The 21,838-nt window shown below is 66.0% G+C and carries 24 protein-coding genes; 15 read left to right on the top strand and 9 right to left on the bottom strand.

Annotated elements, in window-relative coordinates:
* Positions 1 to 189: 189 nt before the first annotated feature.
* From ACYP33_RS08330 to ACYP33_RS08310, 5 genes are all read left to right on the top strand, one after another.
* On the top strand, positions 190 to 1,224 hold the full coding sequence (locus tag ACYP33_RS08330; protein ID WP_414450138.1) for a methionine ABC transporter ATP-binding protein: 1,035 nt from the start codon (positions 190 to 192) through the stop codon (positions 1,222 to 1,224).
* Complete coding sequence (locus tag ACYP33_RS08325) at positions 1,214 to 1,867, top strand: methionine ABC transporter permease (protein WP_206127685.1); 654 nt, start codon at positions 1,214 to 1,216, stop codon at positions 1,865 to 1,867. The genes ACYP33_RS08330 and ACYP33_RS08325 overlap by 11 nt, the downstream gene beginning before the upstream one ends.
* A gap of 276 nt (positions 1,868 to 2,143) precedes the next feature.
* Positions 2,144 to 2,902 (top strand): electron transfer flavoprotein subunit beta/FixA family protein, encoded by a 759-nt coding sequence (locus ACYP33_RS08320; RefSeq protein ID WP_459620912.1) that lies wholly within the window; start codon positions 2,144 to 2,146, stop codon positions 2,900 to 2,902.
* Positions 2,903 to 2,914: 12 nt separating this feature from the next.
* The gene (locus ACYP33_RS08315; RefSeq protein WP_459620911.1) at positions 2,915 to 3,850 is read left to right on the top strand and encodes an electron transfer flavoprotein subunit alpha/FixB family protein; all 936 of its coding nucleotides are present in this window, start codon (positions 2,915 to 2,917) and stop codon (positions 3,848 to 3,850) included.
* A gap of 106 nt (positions 3,851 to 3,956) precedes the next feature.
* Entirely contained in the window at positions 3,957 to 5,747 is a 1,791-nt protein-coding gene (locus tag ACYP33_RS08310; protein WP_459620910.1) for an acyl-CoA dehydrogenase, read from the top strand.
* A gap of 76 nt (positions 5,748 to 5,823) precedes the next feature.
* On the opposite strand, the gene ACYP33_RS08305 is transcribed toward ACYP33_RS08310, so the two are convergent.
* Entirely contained in the window at positions 5,824 to 7,110 is a 1,287-nt protein-coding gene (locus ACYP33_RS08305; RefSeq protein ID WP_459620908.1) for a D-amino acid dehydrogenase, read from the bottom strand.
* A 146-nt stretch (positions 7,111 to 7,256) separates the two neighbouring features.
* Here ACYP33_RS08305 and ACYP33_RS08300 point away from each other — a divergent pair, with 146 nt between their 5' ends.
* Together ACYP33_RS08300 and ACYP33_RS08295 are read left to right on the top strand one after the other, a co-directional pair.
* The gene (locus ACYP33_RS08300) at positions 7,257 to 7,745 is read left to right on the top strand and encodes an Lrp/AsnC ligand binding domain-containing protein (RefSeq protein WP_414444235.1); all 489 of its coding nucleotides are present in this window, start codon (positions 7,257 to 7,259) and stop codon (positions 7,743 to 7,745) included.
* A 98-nt stretch (positions 7,746 to 7,843) separates the two neighbouring features.
* Positions 7,844 to 8,974 carry a PA0069 family radical SAM protein gene (locus ACYP33_RS08295; protein ID WP_459620906.1) on the top strand — a complete coding sequence of 377 codons (1,131 nt, stop codon included), beginning with the start codon at positions 7,844 to 7,846 and terminating at the stop codon, positions 8,972 to 8,974.
* Positions 8,975 to 8,999: 25 nt separating this feature from the next.
* On the opposite strand, the gene ACYP33_RS08290 is transcribed toward ACYP33_RS08295, so the two are convergent.
* Together ACYP33_RS08290 and ACYP33_RS08285 are read right to left on the bottom strand one after the other, a co-directional pair.
* Positions 9,000 to 9,458: an NINE protein gene (locus tag ACYP33_RS08290; RefSeq protein WP_459620904.1), complete on the bottom strand. Its 459-nt coding sequence runs from the start codon at positions 9,456 to 9,458 to the stop codon at positions 9,000 to 9,002.
* A 63-nt stretch (positions 9,459 to 9,521) separates the two neighbouring features.
* A complete protein-coding gene (locus ACYP33_RS08285) occupies positions 9,522 to 10,697 on the bottom strand; it encodes a PQQ-dependent sugar dehydrogenase (protein ID WP_459620902.1) in 1,176 nt (391 codons plus the stop codon).
* Between the two features lie 192 nt (positions 10,698 to 10,889).
* Between ACYP33_RS08285 and rpsP the strand changes: the two genes are divergently transcribed.
* The 6 genes from rpsP to ACYP33_RS08255 all read left to right on the top strand — a co-directional run bounded on the left by rpsP (position 10,890) and on the right by ACYP33_RS08255 (position 15,061).
* Positions 10,890 to 11,144: a 30S ribosomal protein S16 gene (rpsP, locus tag ACYP33_RS08280; protein WP_012734974.1), complete on the top strand. Its 255-nt coding sequence runs from the start codon at positions 10,890 to 10,892 to the stop codon at positions 11,142 to 11,144.
* A 43-nt stretch (positions 11,145 to 11,187) separates the two neighbouring features.
* Positions 11,188 to 11,901, top strand: coding sequence for a ribosome maturation factor RimM (gene rimM, locus ACYP33_RS08275; RefSeq protein ID WP_459620900.1), 714 nt, complete (start codon positions 11,188 to 11,190; stop codon positions 11,899 to 11,901).
* 1 nt (position 11,902) lies between these two features.
* The gene (gene trmD, locus ACYP33_RS08270) at positions 11,903 to 12,700 is read left to right on the top strand and encodes a tRNA (guanosine(37)-N1)-methyltransferase TrmD (protein ID WP_414444240.1); all 798 of its coding nucleotides are present in this window, start codon (positions 11,903 to 11,905) and stop codon (positions 12,698 to 12,700) included.
* A gap of 139 nt (positions 12,701 to 12,839) precedes the next feature.
* Positions 12,840 to 13,235: a 50S ribosomal protein L19 gene (gene rplS / locus ACYP33_RS08265; RefSeq protein ID WP_414444241.1), complete on the top strand. Its 396-nt coding sequence runs from the start codon at positions 12,840 to 12,842 to the stop codon at positions 13,233 to 13,235.
* 87 nt (positions 13,236 to 13,322) lie between these two features.
* A complete protein-coding gene (locus tag ACYP33_RS08260; protein WP_459620897.1) occupies positions 13,323 to 14,012 on the top strand; it encodes a CoA pyrophosphatase in 690 nt (229 codons plus the stop codon).
* 110 nt (positions 14,013 to 14,122) lie between these two features.
* The gene (locus tag ACYP33_RS08255; protein ID WP_414444243.1) at positions 14,123 to 15,061 is read left to right on the top strand and encodes a CobD/CbiB family protein; all 939 of its coding nucleotides are present in this window, start codon (positions 14,123 to 14,125) and stop codon (positions 15,059 to 15,061) included.
* Between the two features lie 89 nt (positions 15,062 to 15,150).
* Here the strand turns inward: ACYP33_RS08255 and ACYP33_RS08250 are convergent, their stop codons facing one another.
* From ACYP33_RS08250 to ACYP33_RS08240, 3 genes are read right to left on the bottom strand one after another with little or no spacing between them, the layout of a single operon-like run.
* Positions 15,151 to 15,489 (bottom strand): putative signal transducing protein, encoded by a 339-nt coding sequence (locus tag ACYP33_RS08250; protein WP_414450132.1) that lies wholly within the window; start codon positions 15,487 to 15,489, stop codon positions 15,151 to 15,153.
* A 21-nt stretch (positions 15,490 to 15,510) separates the two neighbouring features.
* Positions 15,511 to 16,455, bottom strand: a complete 945-nt coding sequence (gene rsgA / locus ACYP33_RS08245) for a ribosome small subunit-dependent GTPase A (RefSeq protein ID WP_414444245.1) — start codon at positions 16,453 to 16,455, stop codon at positions 15,511 to 15,513.
* Positions 16,452 to 17,714, bottom strand: a complete 1,263-nt coding sequence (locus tag ACYP33_RS08240) for a M48 family metallopeptidase (protein WP_459620894.1) — start codon at positions 17,712 to 17,714, stop codon at positions 16,452 to 16,454. The genes rsgA and ACYP33_RS08240 overlap by 4 nt, the downstream gene beginning before the upstream one ends.
* 128 nt (positions 17,715 to 17,842) lie before the next feature.
* Here ACYP33_RS08240 and orn point away from each other — a divergent pair, with 128 nt between their 5' ends.
* The gene (orn, locus tag ACYP33_RS08235) at positions 17,843 to 18,442 is read left to right on the top strand and encodes an oligoribonuclease (protein WP_414444247.1); all 600 of its coding nucleotides are present in this window, start codon (positions 17,843 to 17,845) and stop codon (positions 18,440 to 18,442) included.
* A 53-nt stretch (positions 18,443 to 18,495) separates the two neighbouring features.
* On the opposite strand, the gene mog is transcribed toward orn, so the two are convergent.
* Both mog and yjgA read right to left on the bottom strand, forming a co-directional pair.
* On the bottom strand, positions 18,496 to 19,119 hold the full coding sequence (gene mog, locus ACYP33_RS08230; RefSeq protein ID WP_414450129.1) for a molybdopterin adenylyltransferase: 624 nt from the start codon (positions 19,117 to 19,119) through the stop codon (positions 18,496 to 18,498).
* Positions 19,103 to 19,711: a ribosome biogenesis factor YjgA gene (gene yjgA, locus ACYP33_RS08225; RefSeq protein WP_459620893.1), complete on the bottom strand. Its 609-nt coding sequence runs from the start codon at positions 19,709 to 19,711 to the stop codon at positions 19,103 to 19,105. The genes mog and yjgA overlap by 17 nt, the downstream gene beginning before the upstream one ends.
* A 161-nt stretch (positions 19,712 to 19,872) precedes the next feature.
* On the opposite strand from yjgA, the gene pmbA reads away from it, so the two are divergent.
* Positions 19,873 to 21,243, top strand: a complete 1,371-nt coding sequence (gene pmbA, locus ACYP33_RS08220) for a metalloprotease PmbA (protein WP_459620892.1) — start codon at positions 19,873 to 19,875, stop codon at positions 21,241 to 21,243.
* Positions 21,244 to 21,341: 98 nt separating this feature from the next.
* On the opposite strand, the gene ACYP33_RS08215 is transcribed toward pmbA, so the two are convergent.
* Positions 21,342 to 21,838 (bottom strand): dihydrofolate reductase (locus tag ACYP33_RS08215; RefSeq protein ID WP_459620891.1); only part of this gene is annotated, 497 nt, incomplete at its 5' end.

The following is a 21,838-nucleotide window of genomic DNA, read 5'->3' as shown; positions in this document are numbered from 1 at the left end:
TCATAGTCGCGCCGTCATCGCGCGGTACGGATGCACGCCTCTAATTTCCGCAGGTTATGAAAGAAGCGGAATCGATTATTAAGGGAAATGAGGTGCGTGCGGTAAACTGCGCGGCTATTCCCGGATATGACGGCGGCAGCCGGCGATGCCCGACACGATCGGCCTCGCAGCTTCCGCCGTTTTGTTTACATGATCGAAATTCGTAACCTGTCGCAGCGATTCCCCGGGCCGCAAGGCTGGACCGAAGCGCTGCGCAACGTCAATCTGACGATTCCCCGCGGCGAGGTGTTCGGCATCATCGGCCGCAGCGGCGCCGGCAAGAGCACGCTGGTGCGCACCATCAACCTGCTGACGCGCCCGAGCGAGGGCGAGGTGGTGGTCGACGGCCGCGACCTGGTGCGCTTGTCCGCCGACGCGTTGCGCGCCGCGCGCCGCGACATCGGCATGATCTTCCAGCACTTCAATTTGCTGTCGTCGCGCACCGTCTACCAGAACGTCGCGCTGCCGCTGGAGCTGGCCGGCGCGAAGCGCGCCCAGATCGACGCGACCGTGCTGCCGCTGCTCGACCTGGTGGGGCTGACGGCGCAGAAGGATCGCTACCCGTCGCAGATCAGCGGCGGCCAGAAACAGCGCGTCGGCATCGCTCGCGCGCTGGCCAGCAAGCCGAAGGTGCTGCTGTCGGACGAAGCCACCTCGGCGCTCGATCCCGAAACCACGCGCGCGATTCTCGACCTGCTGCGCAAGATCAACCGCGAACTCGGCCTGACGATCGTGCTGATCACGCACCAGATGGAAGTGATCAAGCAGGTGTGCGACCGCGTGGCCGTGCTCGACGCCGGCCGCGTGGTGGAAACCGGCCCGGTCATCGACGTGTTCATGCAGCCGCATCACGAAGTCACGCGCGCGCTGATCGGCGACGTGATCGCGCAGGAGTTGCCGCCGGCGCTGAAGGCGCGCGTCGCCGAGAAGCTCAGGGGCGGCCGCAGCCATCTGCTGCGCCTGGCGTTCGCCGGCAACGGCGTCGACCAGCCGATCCTGTCGGAAACCATCCGCCGCTACGAACTGGATTTCAACATCCTGCACGGCCAGATCGACGAGATCCAGGGCCAGCCGTTCGGCTCGCTCGCGGTGCTCGCGGGCGGCGAACCGGGCAAGGTCGGCGAAGCGCTCGCGTATCTGCGCGAGCAGGGCGTGGTGGTCGAGGAGTTGTCGCATGTTGAGTGAAATGCTGGATATGTTCGTGCAGTCGTTCTGGGAGACGCTGATCATGGTCGGCATCTCCGGCGTGGTCGGCGCGCTGGTCGGGCTGCCGCTCGGCGTGCTGCTCTATCTGACCGACCGTCAGGGCGTGCTGCAGAACCTCGCCGTCAACCGCCTGCTCGGCGGGCTCGTCAATGCGGTGCGCTCGACACCGTTCATCATCCTGCTGGTTGCCGTGATTCCGTTCACGCGGCTGATCGTCGGCTCGTCGATCGGCACGGCCGCGGCCGTGGTGCCGCTGACGCTGGCCTCCGCGCCGTTCATCGCGCGGCTGGTCGAGACGGCGCTGCGCGAGGTGGATCGGGGTCTGATCGAGGCGGCGCTGGCGATGGGCGCCACCACGCGCCAGATCGTGTTCAAGGTGCTGCTGCCCGAGGCATGGCCGGGCATCGTCGCCGGCCTGACCATCACGTTCGTGTCGCTGGTCGGCTATTCGGCGATGGCCGGCGCGATCGGCGGCGGCGGCCTGGGCGACCTCGGCATCCGTTATGGCTATCAGCGCTACGAGCCGGACGTGATGTGGACGGTCGTGGCGATCCTGATCGTGTTCGTGCAGATCGTGCAGTCGTTCGGCGACTGGCTGGTGCGTCGCCTGAGCCACCGTTGACAGGGACGCCAGCCGGCCGCGTGCCGGCCGGCCGGGCAGTCCCGGGCGGTGCGCAGCATGGCGCGTGCCGCCGATTAGAGGCGAGGGTCCAGAACCCGGGCTTGGCTTGAGGGATTTTTCTCTCTTAAAATAGTACGATCGTTCGCTATTGCCGGCGTGTCGCCGAATGACGTTATCCTCGTCGGTCGAGGGGCCAGATAGCTCCGCTTTGCCGCCTTGATGGTGGCGACGCTATAAAATGGCCGTCGGTCGTATTCGTAACTTTGGAGCGTGTGCATGAAAATCCTGGTGCCGGTAAAAAGAGTGGTCGACTACAACGTGAAGGTCCGCGTGAAGTCGGACGGAACGGGCGTCGATATCGCGAACGTGAAGATGTCGATGAATCCCTTCGATGAAATCGCCGTGGAAGAAGCGGTGCGCCTGAAGGAAGCGGGCGTGGCGACGGAAGTGATCGCCGTGTCGATCGGCGTGGCGCAGGCGCAGGAAACGCTGCGCACGGCGCTGGCGATCGGTGCCGATCGCGCGATCCTGGTGGAGGCCGGTTCGGCCGATGCGGGCGTGGAGCCGCTGGCGGTGGCGAAGATCCTCAAGGCGCTGGTCGACAAGGAACAGCCGCAACTGGTGATCCTCGGCAAGCAGGCGATCGACGACGATTCGAACCAGACGGGCCAGATGCTGGCCGCGCTGGCCGGCCTGCCGCAAGCGACGTTCGCCTCGAAGGTGACGATCGCCGACGGTCGCGCGACGGTCGCACGCGAAGTGGACGGCGGTTCGGAAACGCTGTCACTCACGTTGCCGGCCGTGGTCACGACCGACTTGCGCCTGAACGAGCCGCGCTACGTGACGCTGCCGAACATCATGAAGGCCAAGAAGAAACCCCTGGAAAACATCAAGCCGGAAGAGCTCGGCGTGGATGTCGCGCCGCGCCTGAAGACGCTGAAGGTGGCCGAGCCGCCGAAGCGCGCGGCAGGTGTGAAGGTGGCCGACGTGAAGACGCTGGTCGATAAGCTGAAGACCGAAGCGAAAGTGCTGTAAGGGGAGACAAAGATGACGATTCTGATCATTGCCGAACACGACAACGCGTCGATCAAGGCCGCGACGCTGAACACGGTGGCCGCCGCTCAAAAGATCGGTGGCGATATCCACGTCCTGGTGGCGGGCGGCAACGCCCAAGCCGCGGCCGACGCCGCAGCGAAGATCGCCGGTGTGGCGAAGGTGCTGCTGGCCGACGCGCCGCAACTGGCCGAAGGGCTGGCCGAAAACGTCGAAGCCACGGTGCTGAATATTGCGAAGGACTACTCGCATATCCTCGCGCCGGCCACGGCCTACGGCAAGAACATCGCGCCGCGCATCGCCGCGAAGCTCGACGTCGCACAAATCTCGGACATCACCGCCGTGGACAGCGCCGACACGTTCGAGCGCCCGATCTACGCCGGCAACGCAATTGCCACGGTGCAGTCGAGCGACCCGATCAAGGTGATCACGGTGCGTGCGACCGGCTTCGACCCGGTGGCGGCCGAAGGCGGCAGCGCGACGGTCGAGAAGATCGAGGCGGCGGCCGACAGCGGCAAGTCGCAGTTCGTGAACCGCGAAGTGACGAAGCTGGACCGTCCGGAGCTGACCAGCGCGAAGATCATCGTGTCGGGCGGCCGGGGCCTGGGCAGCGGCGAGAACTACACGGCCACGCTGGAGCCGCTGGCCGACAAGCTCGGTGCGGCGCTGGGCGCCTCGCGCGCGGCGGTGGACGCGGGCTACGTGCCGAACGATTTCCAGGTGGGCCAGACCGGCAAGATCGTCGCGCCGCAGTTGTACATCGCGGTGGGCATCTCGGGTGCGATCCAGCATCTGGCCGGGATGAAGGACTCGAAGGTGATCGTCGCGATCAACAAGGACGAAGAGGCGCCGATCTTCAGCGTGGCCGACTACGGCATCGTGGGCGACCTGTTCACGGTGGTGCCGGAACTCGTGACCGCGCTCGGCTGATCGCGAGCGGCCACGCGCATCGTTGACGACGCGCCGATAACCACCACGAAGGGGCGCAGCGAGCGCCCCTTTTTTTGACCATAAACAGACAGAGGAGAGGAGCACCATGAGCTACATCGCGCCCGTCAAGGACATGCTGTTCGTGATGAAGGAGTTGGCCGGCATCGACGACGTCGCGAAGCTGCCCGGCTTCGAGGACGCCGGCTTCGACACGGCGCAGGCCGTGCTCGACGAGTCCGCGAAGTTCTGCGGCGAGGTGCTCGCGCCGCTGAACGTCGACGGCGACAAGCAGCCCAGCGCATGGAGCCAGGGCGTGGTGACGGCAACGGCCGGTTTCGGCGACGCGTTTCGCCAGTTCGTCGCAGGCGGTTGGCAGGGGCTGCAACATCCGGTCGAATACGACGGCCAGGGCTTGCCGAAGCTGATCGCCACGCCGTGCATCGAAATGCTCAACGCCTCGAATCTGTCGTTCGCGCTGTGCCCGTTGCTGACCGATGGCGCGATCGAAGCGCTGCTGACGGCCGGCAGCGACGAGCAGAAATCGCGCTACGTGCCGAAGCTGATCTCGGGCGAATGGACCGGCACCATGAACCTGACCGAGCCGCAGGCCGGTTCCGATCTCGCGCTGGTGCGCACGCGCGCCGAGCCGCAAGGCGACGGCAGCTTCAAGGTGTTCGGCACCAAGATCTTCATCACCTGGGGCGAGCACGACATGGCGGACAACATCGTCCACCTCGTGCTGGCCCGCACCCCGAACGCGCCCGACGGCGTGAAGGGCATTTCGCTGTTCATCGTGCCGAAGTTTCTCGTCAACGAGGACGGCAGCCTCGGCGAGCGCAACGATGTGCACTGCGTATCGATCGAACACAAGCTCGGCATCAAGGCCAGCCCGACCGCCGTGCTGCAATACGGCGATCACGGCGGCGCGATCGGCTATCTGATCGGCGAGGAGAATCGCGGCCTCGAATACATGTTCATCATGATGAACGCCGCGCGCTTCGGCGTGGGCATGCAGGGCATCGGCGTGGCCGATCGCGCCTACCAGAAGGCCGCCGCGTTCGCGAAGGAGCGTGTGCAGAGCCGGCCCGTCGACGGCTCCGCCAGGCAGTCGGTCACGATCATCCATCATCCCGACGTGCGTCGCATGCTCGGCACGATGCGCGCGCTGACCGAAGGCGCCCGCGCGCTGGCCTATGTCGCCGCCGCGCACAGCGATCAGGCGCATGCGCATGCCGACGCGGCCGAGCGCGTCCGTCATCAGGCGATCTACGAATACCTGGTGCCGATCGTCAAGGGCTGGAGCACCGAGATGGTCAACGAGGTTGCGAGCCTCGGCGTGCAGGTGCACGGCGGGATGGGCTTCATCGAGGAGACCGGCGCCGCGCAGTATTACCGCGACGCGCGCATCCTGGCGATCTACGAAGGCACCACGGCGATCCAGGCCAACGATCTGGTCGGCCGCAAGACCGTGCGCGATGGCGGCGCGGTGGCGAAGGCGCTGCTGGCGGAAATCGGTGAAACCGTCCAGGCGCTCGGAGCCGAGGACACACCCGCGTTCGCCGCGATGCGCAAGCATCTGGCCGATGGCGCGAAGGCGCTCGGCTCGGTGGTCGATTACGTGGTGGCGCAAACCAAGGGTGACCCGAACGCGGTGTTCCTCGGCAGCGTGCCGTATCTGAAGCTGGCCGGCATCGTGCTGTGCGGCTGGCAGATGGCACGCGCGCTGCTCGCCGCGCAACGCAATCGCGCCGACGATACGGCGTTCCACGACGCGAAGATCGCGATCGCGCAGTTCTACGCGCAGCACGTGCTCGTGCAGGCGAACGGGATCGCCGAATCGATCGTCGGCGCCACTGGCAAGGACAGCGTGCTGATGCTGACCGAAGACCAGTTCTGACCCGCTCGACACGGTTTTCGCCGTCATGACAAAGGGCACCCGAGGGTGCCCTTTTTATCGATCCCGCCGCAGCCGATCAGGCGTAGGCCGGACGCGAACTGCCGCCGGTTTCGCTCAGATAGCGATGCACCGACAGGTCGTCGGCCTGGATTGCCGGCTTCTTGCCCGACATCAGGTCGGCGAGCAGTTGGCCCGAACCGCACGACATCGTCCAGCCGAGCGTGCCGTGGCCGGTGTTCAGGAACAGGTTCGGCATCGGCGTGCGGCCGACGATCGGCGTGCCGTCCGGCGTCATCGGGCGCAAGCCCGTCCAGAACGTGGCCTTCGACGTGTCGCCGCCGCCCGGGAACAGGTCGTTGACGCACATTTCGAGCGTTTCGCGGCGCGCCTGGTTCAGACGCTTGTCGAACCCGGCGATCTCGGCCATGCCGCCCACGCGGATGCGCGAATCGAAACGCGTGATCGCGATCTTGTAGGTTTCGTCGAGCACGGTGGAGACGGGCGCCGAATCGGCGTTGACGATGGGCGCCGTGATCGAATAGCCCTTGAGCGGATAGACCGGGATCTTGACGAGGTTCGACAGGAAGCGCGTGGAGTATGAACCGAGCGCCACGACGTAGGCGTCGGCGCGCACCAGTTCGCTGCCGCACTGCACGCCGGCGATCCGGCCGCCGGCCACGGCGAGCGCGTCGATCGAGGTGTTGTAGCGGAATTGCACGCCCAGTTCCTCGGCCATCGCGGCGAGGCGCGTGGTGAACAACTGGCAGTCGCCGGTTTCGTCGCCCGGCAGGCGCAGGCCGCCCGTCAGCTTGTGCGATACGGCGCTCAGCGCCGGCTCGGCGTTCTTCAGTTGGTCGGCCGTCAGCAGCTCGAACGGCACGTTGGCGTCACGCAGTACGGCGATGTCCTTCGCCGCGCCGTCGAACTGCGCTTGCGTACGGAACAGTTGCAGCGTGCCGCCGGTGCGGCCTTCGTACTGGATGCCGGTGTCGGCGCGCAGCGCCTGGAAGCAGTCGCGGCTGTATTCGGCGAGGCGCACCATGCGGCCCTTGTTCACCGCGTAACGCTCGGACGTGCAGTTGCGCAGCATCTGCCACATCCATTGCAGCTGGAAACGCGAGCCATCGAGGCGGATCGCGAGCGGCGCGTGCTTCTCGAACATCCACTTGACGGCCTTCAGCGGCACGCCGGGCGCGGCCCACGGCGCGGCATAGCCGGGCGAGATCTGGCCGGCATTGGCGAAGCTCGTTTCCAGCGCCGGGCCGGCCTCGCGGTCGATCACCGTCACTTCATGGCCGGCGCGCGCCAGATAATAGGCGCTCGTCACGCCCACCACACCGCTTCCGAGAATCACGACACGCATAGCTGCTCCAGATGGGAAAAAGCCGGAACGCCGTGGGGATGCACCTGCATCGCTGCCTTCACGTTACGACCTGGTTTTTTCAGCTATGGTATTGTTCGAGTTCCAGTTTTTGTTATTGTATTTTTTCAATTTTCAGAAAAAACCGGATGAGAACGCAACGTCAACCAGTCCGTGCCCTCGACAAGCTCGATCGCCGCATCCTGCGGCTGCTCCAGGCGGACGGCCGCATGGCCATGAAGGACCTGGCCGAGCAGGTCGGCCTGACCGTCACGCCGTGCATCGAACGCGTGCGGCGCATGGAGCGCGACGGCGTGATCACCGGCTATCACGCGCGTGTCGATCCGGCCATGCTGGGCGCGGCGCTGCTGGTGTTTGTGGAGATCACGCTCGACCACAAGAGCGGCAACATGTTCGAGCAGTTCCGCCGCGAGGTCATGAAGATCGACGAGGTGCTCGAATGCCACCTGGTGTCTGGCGATTTCGACTATCTGATCAAGGCTCGCATCGGCGAAATGGCAGATTACCGGAAGCTGCTCGGCGACATCCTGTTGCAACTGCCCGGCGCCGTGCAATCCAAGAGCTACGTGGTGATGGAAGAGATCAAGGAAACCCTGAGCATTTCGGTCGACGGCTGATCGGCCGATCGCTTGGCAGGCCGCACCGAATACTGTATAAATAAACAGTATTCGGTGCGGCGAATTTTCGCTTGCGCCGTTCGTGATGAAGGGGCGTGATGAGCGATCGATCCGATGTCGAATATCCGGTGGCGCCGCCCGTGCCGCGCAAGGGCCGTGGCGCGGTGGGCAATCTGCAGGGGCGCTATGAGCGTGACCAGCGCGAGACGGTCGACGACGGCTGGGCCGGCGAGGACGACGAAATCCGTCCGGCGCTGCGTACGCAGGTGTTCGACGAACAAGCCAAAAGCATCCTCACGCGCAACGCGTCGCCCGATATCCCGTTCAACGTGTCGCTGAATCCGTATCGCGGCTGCGAGCACGGCTGCATCTACTGTTTCGCGCGGCCCACGCACAGCTATCTGGGCCTGTCGCCGGGGCTCGATTTCGAAAGCCGGATCTACGCCAAGGTCAATGCAGCCGAACTGCTCGAGCGCGAGCTCGGCAAGCGTGGCTACGTGCCTGAGCCGATCGCGCTCGGCGTCAATACCGATGCGTACCAGCCCTGCGAGCGCGAGCGGCGCATCACGCGCGACGTGATTCAGGTCATGCACGATCACGGGCAGCCGTTCGCGGCGATCACCAAGAATTCGCTGATCGAGCGCGATCTCGACCTGCTCGCGCCGATGGCCGAGCGTGGCCAGGTGATCGCGGCCGTCACGATCACCACGCTCGATGCCGATCTCGCCCGCGCGCTCGAGCCGCGCGCGGCCACGCCGTCGCGGCGGCTGCGCACGATTCGCGCGTTGCGTGACGCGGGCGTGCCGGTTGGCGTCAGCATCGCGCCGGTCATTCCGTTCGTCACCGAGCCCGATCTGGAGCGCGTGCTCGAAGCGTGCGCCGAGGCCGGCGCGACGCATGCGAGCTATATCGTGTTGCGCCTGCCTTGGGAGGTCGCGCCGTTGTTTCGCGAATGGCTTGCCGCGCACTTTCCCGATCGCGCCGAGCGCGTGATGGCGCGCGTGCGCGACATGCGCGGCGGCAAGGATTACGAATCCGATTTTGCGAGCCGGATGAAGGGCGAGGGCTTGTGGGCCGACCTGATGAAGCAGCGCTTCCGGCAAGCGGTCAAGCGCCTCGGCTTGAACGAGCGCACGCGCGGCATTCTCGATTTTTCGCAGTTCCGCGCGCCGGAGCCGGTGAAGGCGCGTGCGGCGGCGGCCGCCACGCCGCAACTGAGCCTGTTCTAGCTGGCCTGCTCGTGACTGCCCGCGCCTACTGCGACAGTTCCTTGGCGGCCTGCACCTGCGATTCGAAGTATGTCTGGAACGACAGCGCGAGCGACGTCATCAGCAGGAACGCGCCGATCAGCAGCGACAAGATCACGATGAAGATCACCGTCCAGCCCGACTGGCTGCGGTGGTCGGTCGACGCGTTGAATTGCGCGTCCCATTTCTCGTCGGCGCGCAGGCCGTAGACGATCGCCGCCAGAAACGCGGCGAGCAACGAGACAGCGCCCGGCAGGGCGAGCGCCCAGCCGAGCAGCGAGGCGCGCTCGCTTTGCGCGAGCAGCGACAGGCCGGGCACGCCGAGCAGCGTGCCGACCAGATGCGCCCAACCGGCCAGGTCGCGCCAGCCATTCAGATAGAAGCGATGTGCGCCGAGCGAGCCGAACAAAAAGGCGAGCGCGGCGGTGACGGTTTTCGAGCGGAAACGTGGCGGTGGGCTGGACATGACGAACCGATAGGAAAAACTGCGCGGGACGGGGCGGCGCGACCCCTGCGCCGATGGCGCATTCTACGGCGCGACACCCGGCCGATTGTCGGTCGCGCCCGGGTGCCCGGTATAAGTGATCCGGTAGATCGCGCCGGCGTAATCGTCGCTGACGAGCAGCGAGCCGTCGGGCAGCGGCAGCACGTCGGCGGGGCGGCCCCACACATCGCCGTCCGCCTGCAGCCAGCCCTGCGCGAACACCTGCTGGCGCGCCGTGCGCCCATCCGGTCCGAGGCTTACGCGCACCACGCGGTAGCCGACCTTGCTGCTGCGGTTCCACGAGCCGTGCTCGGCGATGAAGATCGCGTTGCGGTACTCGGCCGGGAACATCGTGCCCGTATAGAAGCGCATGCCGAGCGCGGCCACGTGCGCGCCGAGCTTGGCCACCGGCGGCGTGAAGCCGCTGCACGGGTGGCCGCGGCCGTATTGCGGATCGGCGATGTCGCCGGCGTGGCAATACGGATAGCCGAAATCGAGGCCGGCGCGCGGCGCCTGATTCAGTTCGTCGTCGGGGCGGTCGTCGCCGAGCATGTCGCGGCCGTTATCGGTAAACCACAGCGCGTGCGTCGCCGGATGCCAGTCGAAGCCGACCGTATTGCGGATGCCGCGCGCGAACACCTGATAATCGCTGCCGTCGGGGTTCATGCGGCCCAGCATCGCGTAGCGGTCGCGATCCGGTTCGCAGATATTGCAGGGCGCGCCGACCGGCACATAGAGCTTGCCGTCGGGGCCGAATGCGATGAATTTCCAGCCGTGCTGGCGATCCGTGGGTAGCTTGTCGGTCACCAGCGCCGGCTTGGGCGGCGCGGCGAGCTGGTCGTCGATCCGGTCGAGACGCAGGATGCGCGAGATCGCGGAGATATAGAGCGCGCCGTCGCGATAGGCGACGCCCACCGGCATCTCCAGGCCCGACGCCACCACGTGCCGCGCCACCACGCGGCCGTCGCGCAGCGTCAGCGCGTGAACACTGCCCTCGGTCGAACCCACATAAAGAATGCCGCGCGGCGACCAGGCCATCTCGCGAGCATTCGCGATGTCGGCGGCCAGCACCTCCACCTTGAAGCCGGGCGGCACGCTCAACCTGTCGATGGGCGGCGCGGCCGCGCTGGCCTCGGCGACGAGGCTGGCGGCAAGCAGCGTCGCGCCGATGGTGGCGAGTCGATGAAGCAAAGCGCGGAACGGGAGCGAGGGCAGGGGCATGGATCGATCGGGTCGTGTGCGGTGCGGCGGCACGGTTCAATCAGTGTAGGAGCTGGGCGGCGAAACGCCGTGACCGCTGGCGATTGGGCGGTGTCGCGCTTTTTCTGCCGTAAGTGTTTGTTATGTCTTTGGTTTCCCGCTATAATCGCGGGTTTCAGCAGTTCCGAACCCGGTTTTCCCGAAGGATTTCATATGGTTATCATCCGTCTGGCTCGCGGTGGCTCGAAGAAGCGCCCGTTCTACAACATCGTTGCTACCGATTCGCGTAATCGTCGTGACGGCCGCTTCATCGAACGCGTTGGCTTCTACAACCCGGTCGCCACGAAGGGCGAATCGCTGCGTATCGCTCAGGATCGTCTGACGTACTGGCAAGGCGTTGGCGCACAACTGTCGCCGACCGTCGCTCGCCTCGTGAAGGAAGCACAAAAGGCACAACCGGCTGCCTAATATGGCACGGTTTTCCGGTAATTGCGGCCGAGAGGTGGTCTGAATGTCCGGTCACGATTCATCCGGTGATGTCAAAGGCGGTACACGCGAAGCGTCTGCGTTTGGCGTGTTTGTCCGCAAACCGGTCGAGCGTTCCTCTGAAAAGAGCAGCGCGAAGTCGGCGGCAGCAAGCAGTAACCCGGGTCAAGCCTCGGTCGGCATCGGTGCGGCGCAAGCGTGGCCCGACGATGCGATCGAGGTCGGTGCGATCGTCGATGCCTACGGCCTCAAGGGCTGGGTCAAGATCGTGCCCCATTCGGGCGTGGGCCGTGGCGGCGATGCGCTGCTGAAGGCGCGCCTCGTATGGCTCGAGAAAGGGGCGGAACGTTTGTCCGTCAGCATCACGCAGTCGAAAACGCACGCCGATACGGTCGTCGCGCATTTGGCCGGTCTGGCCGATCGCGATCAGGCTTTGGCGCTGCGCGGCTACCGTCTGTTCCTGCGTCGAGAAGATTTCCCGGCGCTCGACAACGACGAATTCTACTGGGTCGACCTGATCGGTCTCGATGTCGTCAACGAAGCGGGTGTCGAACTCGGCCGCGTCGGCGAGATGATCGACAACGGCGTGCATTCGGTCATGCGCGTCGACTATCCGGCCAGCGGCAAGGATGGCAAGCCCGTCACGGGCGAGCGTCTGATCCCGTTCGTCGGGGTGTACGTGAAAACGGTCGACCAGGCGGCGAAGCGCATCGTCGTCGACTGGGAAGCCGATTACTGAAATGAACGACGCACAGGAGCGCGCGATGCAGTTCGATGTCGTCACGCTCTTTCCCGAAATGTTCCAGGCGCTGACTGGCTGGGGGATCACCAGCCGGGCGGTCAAGCAGGAGCGCTTCGGGTTGCGCACGTGGAATCCGCGCGATTTCACCACGGACAACTACCGCACGGTCGATGATCGACCCTACGGCGGCGGTCCGGGCATGGTGATGCTCGCCAAGCCGCTCGAAGCAGCAATCGGCGCGGCCAAGGCCGCGCAGGCCGAGCAGGGCATTGCGTCGACGCGGGTGGTGATGATGTCGCCGCAAGGCGCGCCGCTCACCCACGAACGTGTGGTGCGAATGGCGGCCGAGCCCGGTGTCGTGCTGCTGTGCGGCCGCTACGAAGCGATCGATCAGCGTTTGCTCGATCGTGTCGTCGATGAGGAAATCAGCCTCGGCGATTTCGTGCTGTCGGGCGGTGAATTGCCGGCCATGGCGCTGATGGATGCGGTGGTGCGCCTGCTGCCGGGTGTGCTGAACGATTCGCAGTCGGCGGTGCAGGACAGTTTCGTGCACGGGTTGCTCGATTGTCCGCATTACACGCGCCCCGAGGAATACGACGGCGTGCGGGTGCCCGATGTGCTGCTCGGCGGCCATCATGCGGAAATCGAGAAGTGGCGGCGGCAGGAAGCGCTGCGCAATACATGGCAGAAGCGGCCCGATCTGATCGACCGGGCGCGCAAGCAACAGTTGTTGAGCCGGGCCGACGAGGCGTGGCTTGCAAGTCTCGCGAAGGCCGCGAGGAAAGCTTCGAGCTGAAGCCTTTCCGTGGTGGTCCGGGAAAAAGGCGGTGTCGTGCATGCGTGCGCGACGCCAGATGTGAATCCATCCTCTATCGGGGCCGGGTCCGGAAGCGGACAAGGTACCAACTCCGACACGATGGCTTTAGGAGTCAGCAATGAATCTGATCGCAAAACTTGAGCAGGAAGAAATCGAGCGCGCGCTCGAAGGCAAGACGATCCCCGATTTCGCCCCGGGCGACACGGTGATCGTGAACGTGAATGTGGTTGAAGGTACCCGCAAGCGCGTTCAGGCCTACGAAGGCGTCGTGATCGCGAAGCGCAACCGTGGCCTCAACTCGGCCTTCATCGTCCGCAAGATTTCGTCGGGCGAAGGCGTCGAGCGTACGTTCCAGACGTACTCGCCGCTGCTCGCGAGCATCATCGTCAAGCGTCGCGGCGATGTCCGTCGTGCCAAGCTGTACTACCTGCGCGAGCGTTCGGGCAAGTCGGCTCGAATCAAGGAAAAGCTGGTGCTGAAGGATCGCACCGCCGCCAAGCAAGAGCAGGCGTAAATGCTGTAAGGAAAAAGCACCCCACCGGGTGCTTTTTTTATTCCGGGGCGACAATACGCTTCCGTCAGACCTTTCCGCGAGCGCCCCTTGACCCGTCGCCCGATCATCGATCCCGAAGTGCTGCCTGTCGAATCGACCGGCGCCGGCCTGCCGACGGTGCCGCCGGCCGTGCTGACGCCGGTCGGGCTGCGCGAGCGTTTCGCGCAGTCCTACGGCTGGACGCAGGAGCCGGCCGAGGCGCGCCTGGCCGATTATCGCGATCCACGCATCGCGGCCGTGCTGGTGCCGCTCGTGGCGCGTGCCGACGGGCTCACGGTGCTGCTGACCCAGCGCGCCGATCACCTGACCGATCACCCCGGCCAGATCAGCTTTCCGGGCGGCCGCCGCGAACCGTTCGATGCCGATGCAACGGCCACGGCATTGCGCGAGGCACGCGAGGAAATCGCACTCGACAGCGAACATGTCGAAGTGCTCGGCAACTTGCCCGAATATCTGACGGGCACCGGTTATCGCGTCACACCGGTGGTCGGCATCGTGCATCCGCCGTTTACCGTGCAGGCCGATACGCTCGAAGTGGCCGAGATTTTCGAGGTGCCGTTGGCCTTCCTGATGGCGCCCGAGCATCACGAAGTGCGGCTGTTCAAATGGGAAGGCGGGGAACGTCGTTTTTTTGCGATGCCCTATCCGGACGCGCGCGACGACGGCCATTACTTCATCTGGGGTGCAACCGCCGGCATGTTGCGCAATCTGTACCGCTTTCTTGCCGCGCACTCCTGATCGCACGACAGCCGGCGTCCGGCGTGCCGCAGGGCTAGAGCCCTCGCGCCATTGCGCTGTGCTATCGTTATGCGAAAAATCGTATAACCTAGGACGGCACGCCCTTTCGCATGACTTTCTTTTCGGTTCTCCTCGCCCTCATCATCGAGCAGGTGCGCGCGCTGTCGCCGGGTAATCCGGTGTTCGCGCTGTTCCAGTTCCATGCGGAAACTGCGGCGAACGGCTTCGACGCCGGCAAGAAGAAGCATGGTGTGCTGGCCTGGCTCGTCGTCGTGGTGCCCTGGGTGCTCGCCGTCGCGCTCGTCTACTACCTGCTGTTCAAGATCAGCTTCGCCTTCGCGTTCGTCTGGAACGTGGTGGTGGTCTATTTCACGCTGGGCTTCCGCCAGTTCAGCCATTACTTCACCGATATCCATCTCGCGCTCAACAACGACGACGTGCCGCGCGCACGCGAAGTGCTGGCCGAATGGACCGGGCTCGATACCGTGGACATGCCAGTTGGCGAGATCGTGCGCCATACGCTGATCCATGCCGTGGTGGCATCGCATCGCCATGTGTTCGGCGTGTTCTTCTGGTTCGTCCTGCCGCTCGGCCCGGCCGGTGCGGTGCTGTACCGGATCGCCGAATATCTGTCGCGCAGTTGGTCCGTGCCGACCGACGACCGCACCGAGGCGTTCTCCAATTTCGCGCAGCGCGCCTTCTTCGTGATCGACTGGATTCCGTCGCGGCTGACGGCGCTCGGCTTTGCGATCGTCGGCAATTTCGAGGATGCGATCTACGCGTGGCGCAATCACACGCGCCAGTGGCCCGACTCGAACGACGGCGTGCTGCTGGCTTCGGGCAGCGGTGCGCTCGGCGCGCGCCTGGCCGGCCCGCTGGCCGAGCCGTCGAGCGTCGATGCGTTATCGGTGGGCGACAGCGGCCCGCTGGCGGTCGGCGACGACTGTACGCCGCGCACGCTGCAATCGGCCGTCGGCCTGGTCTGGCGCGCCGTGATTCTGTGGATGATCCTGCTGCTGATGTTGACGCTGGCGGTGTGGGTGTCGTGATACACGGCGCGAGTGGCGCGCATTGAAATAAAAAACGCCGGCGTTCTCAGCCGGCTTTTTGCTTTTCGAGCGCCGATACGGCGCGGCGGTCAGCGTGTATCGGGCGCCGCTTCGTCGTCGCGCGGGTCGCGGATTCGCCCGCAACGCCAGCACGCCGTGAACTGCGCATCGAGCCATTCGCCGCAGCCGCCGCACCGCCAGCGCGATGCATCGGCCGGCGGCCCCGATGCCGCCGCTTCGAGGATGCGCCGCGCGAGTGCGGTATCGCGCTCGTCGTCGAGCCAGATCTCGGGCGCGCACTGGTCGGGCGGCAGCCCGCCGAGCGCACCGGTCGCGAAGCGGTTGTGCAGTTCGCAGCCGATGCCGGCCGCGTTCAGCACGTTGACCCAATGATGGGCGGTCGAGAGATCGGGGGCCGGGATGCGCATCGGAGCGGGCAGGGGAGATCGTCAGCGGACGATCTGGCTCGCCTCGTGCACGAGCTGTGCATAGAGCGCGTGGCGCGACTTCGAGATCCGGCCATCCTCCACGGCGGCCAGGATCGCGCAGCCCGGCTCGTGCAGGTGATGGCAGTTGTAGAAGCGGCAGTCGGCGAGCAGCGGCCGGAATTCGGGGAACGCGCGCTCGAACTGGCCTTCGGTCAAGTGGTAGAGGCCGAATTCCTGGAAGCCCGGCGAATCGATCAGCGCCCCACCGTCGGCCAGCGGATAGAGCCGCGTGAACGTGGTGGTGTGGCGGCCGCTGTTCAGCGCGGCGGAAATCTCGCGCGTCGCGGCCTCGGCCTCGGGCACGATCAGGTTCACGAGCGTCGATTTGCCCATGCCGGACTGGCCGAGCAGGATCGTCGAATGGCCGGCCAGGCGCGGCATCAACTGCGCCAGCGTGTCGTCGGGCGCACCCTTCACCGACAATTCGACCACGTCGTAACCGAGCGCGCGATACGGCGCAAGCCGCTCGCGGGCTACCGGCAGCGCGGCCTCGACGTCGATCTTGTTCAACACGATGACCGGCTTCAGCGCATTGGCCTCGGCCGCGATCAGCGCACGGCCGAGCAGGTCCTCGCTGAAGAACGGCTCGGTGGCGAGCACGATCAGCAACTGGTCGAGGTTCGCGGCGAACAGCTTCGACTTGAACTGATCGGAGCGATAGAGCAGGTTGCGCCGCGTGTCGATCTCGACGATCACCCCCTGGTCGGCCGAGCTGCGCTCGTACTGCACGCGATCGCCCACGGCGATCTCGCTCTTCTTGCCGCGCGGGAAGCATTGCAGCATCGGCCCGCCGTCCACGGGCGCGACCAGGTAATGGCGGCCATGCGCCGCGATCACGCGGCCGGTGATGCGCTCGGCGCTCGACTTGGCCGGCTTGCCCGGGCCTTGCTGGCGGCCGCGCGTCATGCGGCGCCGAGCAGTCGGTCGATCCGCACGGAAGCCGGCGGATGCGAGTAGTAGAAGCTGGTGTAGACCGGGTCGGGCGTCAGCGTCGAGGCGTTGTCCTCATGGAGCTTCACCAGCGCGTTGACGAGGTCCTGGCGGTTGGTGTGGTCGACGGCGAACGCGTCGGCCTCGAATTCGTCCTTGCGCGAGCTCATGCTGCTGAGCGGCGTGACGAAGAACAGGAATACCGGCATGGCCAGGAAGAACAGCACGAGCGCGAGGCCCGCGTTGCTGCCCGTCAGCGACGGCATCGCGCCGAGGCCCGTGTAGAACCAGGTGCGGCCCGCGAGCCAGCCGAGCAGGGCCAGCAGCACGAGGCTCATCGCGAACACGACGATCATGCGCTTGACGATATGGCGGCGCTTGAAGTGGCCGAGTTCGTGCGCCAGCACGGCCTCGATCTCGCTGCCCGACAGCCGGTCGATCAGCGTGTCGAAGAACACGATGCGCTTGTTCGCGCCGAAGCCCGTGAAGTAGGCGTTGCCGTGCGCGGAGCGGCGGCTGCCGTCCATCACGAACAGGCCCTTCGCGGCGAACCCGCAGCGATTCATCAGGCCTTCGATGCGTGCGCGCAGCGCCTCGTCGGCGAGCGGCTCGAACTTGTTGAACATCGGCGCGATGAAGCTCGGGTAGATCACCTGCCCCAGCATCTGGTAGGCGACCAGGAAGATCCAGGCCCAGAGCCACCACAGCGGCCCCGCGCGGTTCATCAGCCACAGCACGACGAACAGCAGCGGCAGGCCGATCGCGGTACCGACCACGGTACTGAGGGCCAGATCCTTGAAGAACAGCTTGCGCGTCATGCGATTGAAGCCGAAGCGGGCTTCGATGCCGAACTGGCGTACGTATTCGAACGGCAGTTCGAGCAGGCTGGTGACCGCCATCACCACCACGATCACGAGGATCTGCTGGACGTAATGGCTGCCGCCGAGCCAGCCGCGCAGCGCCTGGTCGATCGCGCCGACGCCGCCGCACAGCGTCAGCACGATCAGCACTGCTGCGCTGGTCACGATCTGCAGCATGGTCAGGCGCGTGCGCGCGACCGTGTAATCGGCGGCGCGCTGGTGCGAGGCCAGCGGAATCGAGTCGCGGAACTGCGCGGGCACGGCATCGCGGTGCGCGGTGACGAAGCGGATCTGGCGCGAAGCGAGCCAGAGCTTGGCGCCGACCATCGCGAGGATCGCGGCGGCGAACAACAGGGTGAACGAGTAAGCGGACATCAGGGAGGCCGGTGGTATCTATGCGAGAATTATAAGTTCTAGCGGCGGGGGTACGCTCGACGGTTTTCGGCCCATGTGCCGGCCACGACAGCGGTGCGTCCGCCGCCGCCGATTCTTCAGGAAACCGTATGACCGATATCGCCCAATCCGCCGACCAGCCCGCGCTCGTTCGCAACGAACTCAATCTCGTCTGGCTCGACATGGAAATGACGGGTTTGAACCCGGATAGCGACCGCATCATCGAGATCGCCGTGGTCGTCACCAATTCCACGCTGGAGCGCGTCGTCGAAGGGCCGGTGCTGGCGATCCACCAGAGCGACGAAACACTCGCCAAGATGGACGCCTGGAACCAGTCGACGCACGGCCGCTCGGGCCTGATCGACCGCGTGCGTGCCTCCACCGTCAGCGAAGCCGATGCCGCCGCGCAAATCCAGTCGTTCCTCGCGCAATACGTGTCGCCCGGCAAGTCGCCGATGTGCGGCAACTCCATTTGCCAGGACCGCCGCTTCATGGCGCGCTGGATGCCCGAGCTCGAAACCTTCTTCCATTACCGCAACCTCGACGTCAGCACGCTCAAGGAGCTGTGCCGCCGCTGGCAGCCGGCCATCTACAAGGGTTTCCAGAAGCGCGCGATGCACACGGCGCTGGCGGATATCCACGAGTCGATCGACGAACTGAAGTACTACCGCGAGCACTTCCTCGTGCCGGCGGCGAGCGCTGCCGAGTAAGCCGTCACGCGGCGCAGTGAAACGATGAAACGGCCGGGCTTGCCCGGCCGTTGTCAATTGGCGCGCGGCGGACGCTGCGCGTTCTTCGGGCGGAACGCGGCGCAGATTTCCGGGTGGGTTTCGGCGTACGGGCCGCCGATCAGGTCGATGCAATAGGGCACGGCCGCGAAGATGCCCGGCACGAGCACCTTGCCGGTATCGTCGCGCAGGCCTTCCAGCGTTTCCTTGATCGACTTCGGCTGCCCCGGCAGGTTGATGACGAGTGCCGCGTGGTCGGGCGTTTCGCGGATCACGGCCACCTGTCGCGACAGGATCGCGGTGGGCACGAAGCGCAGGCTGATCTGGCGCATCTGCTCGCCGAAGCCGGGCATCTCGCGCGTGGCGATCGCCAGCGTCGCCTCGGGCGTGACATCGCGCCGGGCCGGGCCGGTGCCGCCGGTGGTCAGCACCAGGTCGCAGCCGGCCTCGTCGATCAGCGCGACGAGCGTGGCGGAAATCAGGGCGGCTTCGTCGGCGATCAGACGCGTTTCGGCGCGCCACGGGGAAGCGAGCGCCGTGCCGAGCCAGCCTTCGAGCGCCGGAATGCCCTGATCCTGATAATCGCCGCGGCTGGCGCGATCGCTGATCGAAACCAGCCCGACGATCAGCTCGTCCGGGTGCTTACGCTTCGTCGTCATCGGGATCGGTGTCCTCGTCGGCCTCGGCCTCGGCATCCTCGCCGGGCTTGGCGCTCGTCACCTTGATCCACTGGAACAGCTCGCGGAAGTAGCGCGGCGGCTTGCTTTGCTGCGCTTCCTTGCGGGCGTTGCGGATCAGCGTGCGGCCTTCCTGGGCGTCGGCGGCCGGGTGTGCCTGAATGAAGCGGGTCAGCGCCTCGTCGTCGGCCAGCAACTGGTCGCGCGTGCGCTCGATCCAGTGCAGCCGCGCCGTGGCGGCCTTGTTGACGCCGCGCTGCGAATCGAGCGCGGTGCGCAGTGCCGCGACCTCGGCCGGGTCGAGCGTGCGCATGACCTTGCCGACGTACTGCATCTGGCGGCGACGGCCTTCGTGATCGGTGATGCGGCGCGTTTCGCGCACGGCTTGGTCGAGTTTTTCCGACATCGGCATGCGCTTGAGCGCGTCTTTCGGCAGCTCGACGAGGTCGCGGCCCAGTGCCTGCAGCTCGTGCATCTCGCGTTTGAGCTGGGATTTGCTGGGGCGATCGTAGCCGTTGTCGGCGTCCGGTTCGGCGCCGTGCTCGATCGGTTGGATACGGGTTTTGCGGTTCATGGGCGAGATTGTATCGCGCCGCGAGCGGTTGCCGGCCGCCTTGGCTGCCGCGGTGTGCTGCAAGGCCCCGATAGGTGGCGCGGGCCGGACCTTGTTATGATCGCGGATACGCCACATTTCGAACCTCGCGGGCCAGCCGCCCGCTACCGGACCACACGACGATGCCTGCTCATACCGACGCACCCTCGCGCCATTTCCCGCACACGCAGGAACAACTGAAAGACATTGCCACGGAAATTCTCCGGCACGCGAAGGCGATGGGTGCGACCGATGCGGCCACCGAAATCTCGGAAGGTGACGGCCTGTCGGTGTCGGTGCGACGCGGCGAAGTCGAGACGATCGAGCACAACCGCGACAAGATGGTCGGCGTCACGGTGTTCCTCGGCAAGAAGCGCGGCAACGCGAGCACGTCCGATTTCTCGCCGGCGGCGCTCAAGGACACGGTCGCGGCCGCCTACAACATCGCGCGCTTCACGGCCGAGGACGAAGCCGCGGGCCTGGCCGAGGCCGAGCTGCTCGAAACCGCGCCGCGCGATCTCGATCTCTATCACCCGTGGGCGCTGACGGCCGACGAAGCCGTCGAAATCGCCCGCCGCTCGGAAGACGCGGCGTTCGCGGTCAGCCCGCAGATCCGCAATTCGGAAGGCGCGAGCGTGTCGGCCCAGCATTCGCAGTTCGTGCTGGCCACCTCGCGCGGCTTCCTGGCCGGTTATCCGTACTCGCGCCACTACGTTGCGTGCGCGCCGATCGCCGGCAGCGGCCGCCACATGCAGCGCGACGACTGGTACACCTCCACGCGCAACGCCGGCGATCTCGCCAGCCCCGAAGCGGTGGGCCGCTATGCCGCCGAACGCGCGCTGGCGCGGATGGGCTCGCGCCGGCTCGATACGCGCAAGGTGCCGGTGCTGTTCGAGGCGCCGCTCGCGGCGGGCCTGCTCGGTGCGTTCACGCAGGCGGTCAGCGGCGGCGCGCTCTATCGCAAGACGTCGTTCCTGGTCGACAGCCTCGGCAAGCCGGTGTTCGCACCGCACGTGCAGGTGGTCGAGGATCCGCACGTGCCGCGCGCGATGGGCAGCGCGCCGTTCGACGAGGAAGGCGTGCGCACGCATGCGCGCAGCGTGGTCAAGGACGGCGTGGTGGAGGGCTACTTCCTGTCCACCTACTCGGCGCGCAAGCTCGGCACCAAGACCACCGGCAATGCCGGCGGCTCGCACAACCTCGCGCTGCGCAGCTCGAACACGCGCGACAGCGACGATTTCGACGCGATGCTCAAGAAGCTCGGCACCGGCCTGCTGCTGACGGAACTGATGGGGCAGGGCGTGAACTACGTGACGGGCGACTATTCGCGCGGCGCGGCCGGCTTCTGGGTCGAGAACGGCGTGATCCAGTACCCGGTCGAGGAAATCACCGTGGCGAGCACGTTGCAGGAAATGTTTCGGCATATCGTCGCGATCGGTGCCGACACGATCGTTCGCGGCACGAAGCAAACCGGCTCGGTGCTGATCGAGCAGATGACGATCGCCGGGCAGTAAGCCGAATCGAACCGGCCCCGCTTCGCGCGTGGGCTGCAAAAACAAAGCGCCGCTCGAAGCGGCGCTTTGTTTTTTGGGGCGTGGCCTGCGATCCGTCTTCAGGCCTTGCGCGTGTACACCACGAACGCGTAGTCGAACGCATTCGGCTCGGTGGCGCGATGCGTGTCGCGCGAGGCCTCTTGCCACAGTGCGGGATCGGGAGCGGGGAACGACGCATCGCCGTCGAAATCGGCATCGATCTCGGTGACGATCAGCTTGTCGGCGCGGCCAAGGCCTTCGGCGTAAAGCTGCGCGCCACCGATCAGGAACGCTTCGGCGGCCTGGTCTTGCGCGGCGGCGGCCAGCGCGGCGTCGAGCGAGGTCACCGTATCGCAGCCCTCGAAGCGGCGTGCCGCGTCGCGCGTGACGACGATGTTGCGGCGGCCCGGCAGCGGCCGGCCGATCGATTCGTGCGTCTTGCGGCCCATCACGATCGGCGCGCCCATGGTGGTGCGCTTGAAGAACGCGAGATCTTCGGGCAGCTTCCACGGAAGCTGGTTGTCGCGGCCGATCACGCCGTTGCGCGCGCGTGCCACGATCAGGGTCAGGGTGGTCA

This window comes from Burkholderia sp. 3C (assembly GCF_054589155.1).
Note: the sequence above shows the minus strand (reverse complement) of the source record. Positions and strands in the feature narration are given on the sequence as shown.